This is a genomic window from Rhodococcus sp. YH3-3, assembly GCF_001653035.1.
GTDB lineage: Bacteria > Actinomycetota > Actinomycetes > Mycobacteriales > Mycobacteriaceae > Rhodococcus_F > Rhodococcus_F qingshengii.
Map to the genome: position 1 here is coordinate 1,475,320 of NZ_BCWH01000002.1, position 5,689 is coordinate 1,481,008.

The window sequence follows — 5,689 nt, forward strand, 5'->3', positions numbered from 1 at the left end:
GGCCCGAACGGCCCGGGCGGCGGCCACAATCAGATCCCCGCACCGCTGCAGGGGCCGAACTCCGGTTCGACCACCACCAAGCCGAAGTCGGGACGCATGGCGCTGGTTGCCGGCGCTCTCGCCCTGGTCCTGGTCAGTGGTGGTGTCGGTGGCGTGGTCGGCGCCGTCGTCGCGGACCGCAACGGTGGAACCGCGACGGTCACCAACTCTCTGAACGCTCCGAAGCCCACTGCGACCAACACGTCCAACGCTCCCGCCGGCTCGGTTCAGGCCGTTGCCTCGAAGGTCGTGCCCAGCGTCGTGCAGATCGAGGTAGCCACCGCGCAGGGACAGGGCGGTGAGGGCTCCGGTGTCATCCTGTCCTCCGACGGTCTGATCCTGACCAACAACCACGTTGCCGGCGCACAGGGAGCGCAACTTCGCGTTGCGTTCTCCGACGGAACCAAGGCCTCGGCCACTCTGGTCGGTGCCGACCCCGTCTCCGACATCGCCGTCATCAAGGTCGACGGTCGCAACGACCTCACGCCCATCGATCTCGGCAACTCCGGCGACGTCCAGGTCGGACAGCAGGTGGTTGCCGTCGGGTCCCCACTCGGCCTGGCCGGCACGGTCACCGAAGGCATCATCTCCGCACTCGATCGCCCGGTCTCCACGAGCGGCGAGTCCGGCAACCAGAACACCGTCATCGACGCTCTGCAGACCGACGCAGCGATCAACCCCGGCAACTCCGGTGGCGCCCTCGTCAACATGGACGGCCAGCTGATCGGCATCAACACGGCGATCGCCTCGCTCGGAGCGTCGTCGGGTACCCAAGGCGGTTCGATCGGACTTGGTTTCGCCATCCCGATCGATCAGGCACGCCGCGTCGCCGACGAACTGATCAAGACCGGCAAGGCGACTCAGGCCATGATCGGCGTGACCGTGCCGTCGCAGGACAACGCCGACGGCGCAACCGTAATGGATGTCACTGCTGACGGGCCGGCCGCCAAGGCCGGTATCCCGAAGGGTGCAGTCATCACCAAGGTCGACGATCGTGTTGTCGCAGATGGTGATTCGCTGATCGCGGCAGTGCGTTCACATGCTCCCGGCGACAAGGTCTCGATCACGTACAGCGACGGCGGGCAGACCAAGACCGTCGACGTCACGTTGGGAACCGCGGCAGCGCAGGGCGGTCGATGATGTTCGGCGATCAGCAGACGATCGACCCGATCTTCGGCCAGATCGCAACGGCGTCGGGATCGGACACTACGGTAGGAGTCATGGAACTCGAAGCCACATCGGCCGGCCGCGCTCTGGTCGTCATCGTCGACGATCGCACAGCCCACGGCGACAACACCGACTCCATCGGTCCACTGGTCACGGAACTGCTGAACGAAGCGGGTTTTCTCGTCGATGCGACGGTCGCCGTCGCCGCCGACGAAGTGGAGATCCGCAACGCTCTCAACACCGCAGTCATCGGTGGCGTCGACCTCGTCATCTCGGTCGGCGGTACCGGGGTATCCCCGCGTGACGTCACTCCTGACGTGACCGCTGAGGTTCTCGATCGCGAGATCCCGGGAATTGCCGAAGCACTTCGTGCTTCCGGTCTTTCGGCCGGATCGCTCGAAGCAGGCTTGTCCCGCGGCCTCGTCGGGGTTTCGGGAAGCACCGTGGTAGCCAATCTGGCGTCGACCAGGCCGGCAATTCGCGACGGCATGGCAACCCTGACGGCTTTGGCGAGTCACGTGATCGCCGAGCTGTCCAGCCTCGAGGGCTGAGACAGCTTGTCGGAGCAACCAGATACCCCGAAGAAGCCGTCAGTCGACAAGAAGCGCCTGGCGCGCATCTTCGGGGACGTCTTTCCCGAGACGACGTCGGACGAGCGGGGTCCCGAAGGATCCTCGCGGTCCTCGGACGACGACTGGCTGCGCAGTCAGCGGCCCCCGCACCACGGCGGTTGAGAAGTAAATCAGGCCCCCGGACAATTGTCCGAGGGCCTGATTTGATCTGTGGGCACTGCCTATTCGAGAGACTTGGCGTGCGCTCCCGTGTCGGCGCCACCGGCATTGGCCGAGAGGATGTCGCGGATCTGGATGAGCAGATCGGTTTCGCTGGCTTCCTTGTCCTCGGGCTCGGAGACGAACTTCTTCTTCGCCGCATTCGCAGGGACGATCAGCACGAAGTAGACGACCGCTGCGATGATGATGAAGTTGATGATCGCGGTGACGACCGCACCGAAGTTCAGGAACGTCTCAGCGGAGTCACCCGTCAGCTGAATGCCCCACCCGTATTCGTTGGCTCCGCCAATCGAAGCGACAAGTGGGTTGATGATATTGCTGGTGAAGGCAGTCACGATGGCGGTGAAGGCCGCGCCGATGACCACTGCGACGGCCAGGTCGAGCACGTTTCCGCGAAGCAGGAAGTCCTTGAATCCCTTGAGCATGTCGGTGTCCCCTCGAGTCTCCGATGGCAAGTGCCAGATGGTCCGTTGATACCGAACCGACTGGAAAAATCCTAGAGGAGCTTCGGACGCTTTGTGCGGTCAGCGGAATGTCACGGTGATCGCATTGGACAGAGATGCCGCGGCTACGACGTTGGCTGCTGGTGTCGGCAGGGCCAGCAAAATCACCTGTTCCTGCTGGTTACGTGTACTTTCCGACGTGGTGACCAACGCGACTACCGCTCCTGCCGCAAGAATTTGTGGGGCCTTGTCTGCAACTGATTCGTTGGGTGTGTCGGGGCGGGATGTGTCAGGGCCGACGGTCAGGACGTCGACGACGTCCCCGCTGCGCAACATGTCCGCGACGGCCGCATCGGCCAATCGGACGGGGACGATGCGGGCGTCGTCGGTTCCTACCGACAACCCGGCCAGCCGTGGGCTGAGAACGCGCACGTCGGTGACGGTTTCTCCGGAGCGAATCGGGCCGGCAACGGTTCTCCCGACTACCAGGTCGGTATCGGAGACAACTCCTTCGGGAAGTTGTTTCGAGTCGATCTCTCGCATCTCGACATCCGAATCCGCAATCACCTGCCCCGGAGTGAGATCGCGGCTCGAGACAACCACGGCGACCGTATCGGTCGCGGGATCGCCTCGAAATAAGAGAACAACGCCGAGTGTGGCCAGGACAACGGCTGCGATCTTACGGACTGTCGCTGAGCGAAACCGTGTGCCGCGTGTCAGTTCGACGACGCGATCGAAGGTGCTCGGGCTGAGATCGAGTTGGGCGCGCAGTGGATCGGAGCGCCTCGGCGAGCGAGAACGTGCTGACGGCATTCATGCACGTTAGGGCCGGAAGCGGTGCTTCCGGCCCTAACCATGTGAAACTGTGGACAACCCGGAGGTTGTGGAAATCAGCTCGCGGCAGCCTTTGCGGGCGCCGGCGTGCTGGTCGACGAACTCGATGTCGAAGAGGAGTCCGACTTGGACTCGGACTTCGCAGCGGGTGCCGAATCACTCTTGGCGGGCTCGCTCGCAGTCCCGGAGCCGCCGCGGCTGTCGGTGCGGTAGAAGCCGCTGCCCTTGAACACGATGCCAACAGAGTTGAACAGCTTGCGGAGCTTGCCTGAGCAAGCTGGGCAGACCGTCAGCGAATCTTCGCTGAAGGACTGGACGATGTCGAAACGGTTGTCACATTCCGTACATGCGTATGAGTAGGTGGGCACCGGGCTTCCTCCGCACTGTGATGTTCGAGCAGCCGCGTATTTACACCGCAGCCTTTAGCACTCTACAAGTGACAGTGCCAACAGCGCTAATCAGGGATCTATTCCCGCAGATCAATCGCCTTTGAGTTGCGTGAGGCCGCCGCGCGGCGTCAATGCCCAGCCCATGGGAATGTCGTGGTCGTCGGCAGGCAAGGCCTCGACGAGTTCGGAGTCTCTGACAATTGCCACGAGCCGAGTCTGTGGTCCGACCGACCCGAGCGTCCGGTCGTAGAAGCCTGCGCCACGGCCGAGGCGTGTTCCGCGAAGATCCACCGCGAGAGCAGGGACAAGCATGCATTCCACGTCGGACAGGGCTTCCGGTGGCAAGACGGGTCCGACAGGCTCCCGAATGCCGTACTTCGCGGGGCGCAAACCGTCCGCGCCGCTGTACTCGACCCAGGACAACGGTCCCGGCTCCCCGGTGATCGGAAGTAGTACACGCTGAGCGATCTCGGCAACGGCGTCGAGCAAATCGGTGGATCCTGGTTCGGTGCGGGTGGGGACGTACGCACAGACGACCGAGCCGTCGACAATCACTGAACGTATGTGCGTGATCAACGCCGCAGTTTCCGTGTTTCGAGTGTGCTCGGAGACTGCATCACGTGCTGCGAGTGTGATTTGTCGCCATTGTGCTTTTGTCTGAGGTGTCACCCCGCAACGATATTCGTCGTGCTGACCGAGCGGTAACAAGCGGCGGCTAAGGTGTTGGCATGACAGACGTTGTCGCTAGCAGCACGAGGGCCTTCCGTACGGCCGTGGTTCCCGCAGCCGGACTTGGTACGCGTTTCCTGCCTGCCACCAAGACGGTTCCGAAAGAATTGCTGCCGGTCGTGGACACACCGGGTATCGAACTGGTGGCAGGTGAAGCTGCGGACTCGGGAGCCGAGCGGCTCGTCATCGTGACGTCCCCGGGCAAAGACGGCGTGGTTGCCCACTTCGTAGAGGATCTCGTGCTCGAAAGCAAGCTGGAAGCAAGCGGAAAACTCGCTGCCCTGGCGAAGGTGCGCAAAGCGCCGGGTTTGCTCGAAGTCGACTCCGTGATTCAGGAGCAGCCTCTCGGCCTCGGGCATGCAGTCGGTTGCGTCGAGTCGGTTCTCGACGACGACGAAGACGCCATCGCGGTCCTTCTGCCCGATGATCTCGTACTACCGCGTGGGGTCCTGGAGATCATGGCGCGAGTTCGGGCCAAGCGCGGCGGGTCCGTTCTCTGTGCAATCGACGTCCCGAAAGACGCAGTCAGCGCTTACGGCGTCTTCGACGTCGAGATCGTTCCCGACGCGGTCAATCCCGACGTCCTCAAGGTCGTCGGCATGGTCGAGAAGCCGGCTGTGGAAGACGCGCCGTCGACCTTTGCCGCTGCAGGTCGCTATCTGCTCGATCGTGCGATCTTCGACGCACTTCGTCGCATCGAGCCGGGAGCCGGCGGTGAGTTGCAACTCACCGACGCCATCGCTCTCCTGATTTCCGAGGGCCATCCGGTTCACGTGGTGGTGCACCGCGGAACGCGTCATGACCTGGGCAACCCCGGCGGGTACCTCCGCGCTTCGGTGGACCTGGCACTCGACAGTGACGATTACGGCCCGTCCTTGCGTAAGTGGCTCGCGGATCGGCTCGACCGCTGAGCGTGTCGCCACGGTGGTTGATCGCCCGATAACGCAGTATCAATGTGCTTGTCCCTTTTCGGCGGCAAGGCATCATGAGCTGACGGATATCACCGAATTTCCAGACACAGGAGGACGCGGACCAGATGCGGTCGGTTGAGGAGCAGCAGACCAGGGTTACCGCTGCTGCAGTGGCACCCCGTCCGGTTCGGGTCGCCATCTCGGAGGCGCAGGGACTGCTGTGTGCCGAGGAAGTGGTGACCGAACGCCCATTGCCGGGATTCGATCAAGCTGCCATCGACGGTTACGCGGTTCGCAGTGTCGATGTCGCCGGAGCTGGAGCCGACCTCCGCGGCGAGGACGGCGAGCCTACGGACCTCAGCTTGCCGGTGGTCGGCGAGGTGACG

At 63.4% G+C, this 5,689-nt stretch carries 8 protein-coding genes and 1 pseudogene; 5 read left to right on the forward strand and 4 right to left on the reverse strand.

Annotated elements, in window-relative coordinates:
* The 3 genes from YH3_RS19805 to YH3_RS36095 all read left to right on the forward strand — a co-directional run.
* Positions 1-1,179 (forward strand): S1C family serine protease (locus tag YH3_RS19805; RefSeq protein ID WP_238592657.1); only part of this gene is annotated, 1,179 nt, incomplete at its 5' end.
* Between the two features lie 80 nt (positions 1,180-1,259).
* Entirely contained in the window at positions 1,260-1,757 is a 498-nt protein-coding gene (locus YH3_RS19810) for a molybdenum cofactor biosynthesis protein B (protein WP_176720912.1), read from the forward strand.
* Between the two features lie 6 nt (positions 1,758-1,763).
* Positions 1,764-1,940 (forward strand): hypothetical protein, encoded by a 177-nt coding sequence (locus YH3_RS36095; protein ID WP_003946347.1) that lies wholly within the window; start codon positions 1,764-1,766, stop codon positions 1,938-1,940.
* A gap of 59 nt (positions 1,941-1,999) precedes the next feature.
* On the opposite strand, the gene mscL is transcribed toward YH3_RS36095, so the two are convergent.
* The 4 genes from mscL to YH3_RS19830 all read right to left on the reverse strand — a co-directional run bounded on the left by mscL (position 2,000) and on the right by YH3_RS19830 (position 4,332).
* Complete coding sequence (gene mscL / locus YH3_RS19815) at positions 2,000-2,422, reverse strand: large conductance mechanosensitive channel protein MscL (protein ID WP_047272495.1); 423 nt, start codon at positions 2,420-2,422, stop codon at positions 2,000-2,002.
* Between the two features lie 99 nt (positions 2,423-2,521).
* Positions 2,522-3,253 carry an SAF domain-containing protein gene (locus YH3_RS19820; protein WP_064443904.1) on the reverse strand — a complete coding sequence of 244 codons (732 nt, stop codon included), beginning with the start codon at positions 3,251-3,253 and terminating at the stop codon, positions 2,522-2,524.
* Positions 3,254-3,330: 77 nt separating this feature from the next.
* Positions 3,331-3,642, reverse strand: coding sequence for an FmdB family zinc ribbon protein (locus YH3_RS19825; protein WP_003946378.1), 312 nt, complete (start codon positions 3,640-3,642; stop codon positions 3,331-3,333).
* Between the two features lie 111 nt (positions 3,643-3,753).
* Entirely contained in the window at positions 3,754-4,332 is a 579-nt protein-coding gene (locus tag YH3_RS19830) for a 5-formyltetrahydrofolate cyclo-ligase (RefSeq protein ID WP_030536326.1), read from the reverse strand.
* Between the two features lie 59 nt (positions 4,333-4,391).
* On the opposite strand from YH3_RS19830, the gene YH3_RS19835 reads away from it, so the two are divergent.
* Together YH3_RS19835 and YH3_RS36750 are read left to right on the forward strand one after the other, a co-directional pair.
* The gene (locus YH3_RS19835) at positions 4,392-5,303 is read left to right on the forward strand and encodes a UTP--glucose-1-phosphate uridylyltransferase (protein ID WP_003946415.1); all 912 of its coding nucleotides are present in this window, start codon (positions 4,392-4,394) and stop codon (positions 5,301-5,303) included.
* Between the two features lie 125 nt (positions 5,304-5,428).
* Positions 5,429-5,689, forward strand: a pseudogene (locus YH3_RS36750) (molybdopterin molybdenumtransferase); the annotation flags it as partial.

Coding starts and splice junctions, on each gene's coding strand:
- YH3_RS19820 (WP_064443904.1), bottom strand. CDS start 3,253: ATGCCGTCAGCACGTTCTCGCTCGCCGAGGCGCTCCGATCCACTGCGC.
- YH3_RS19810 (WP_176720912.1), top strand. CDS start 1,260: ATGGAACTCGAAGCCACATCGGCCGGCCGCGCTCTGGTCGTCATCGTC.
- mscL (WP_047272495.1), bottom strand. CDS start 2,422: ATGCTCAAGGGATTCAAGGACTTCCTGCTTCGCGGAAACGTGCTCGAC.
- YH3_RS19835 (WP_003946415.1), top strand. CDS start 4,392: ATGACAGACGTTGTCGCTAGCAGCACGAGGGCCTTCCGTACGGCCGTG.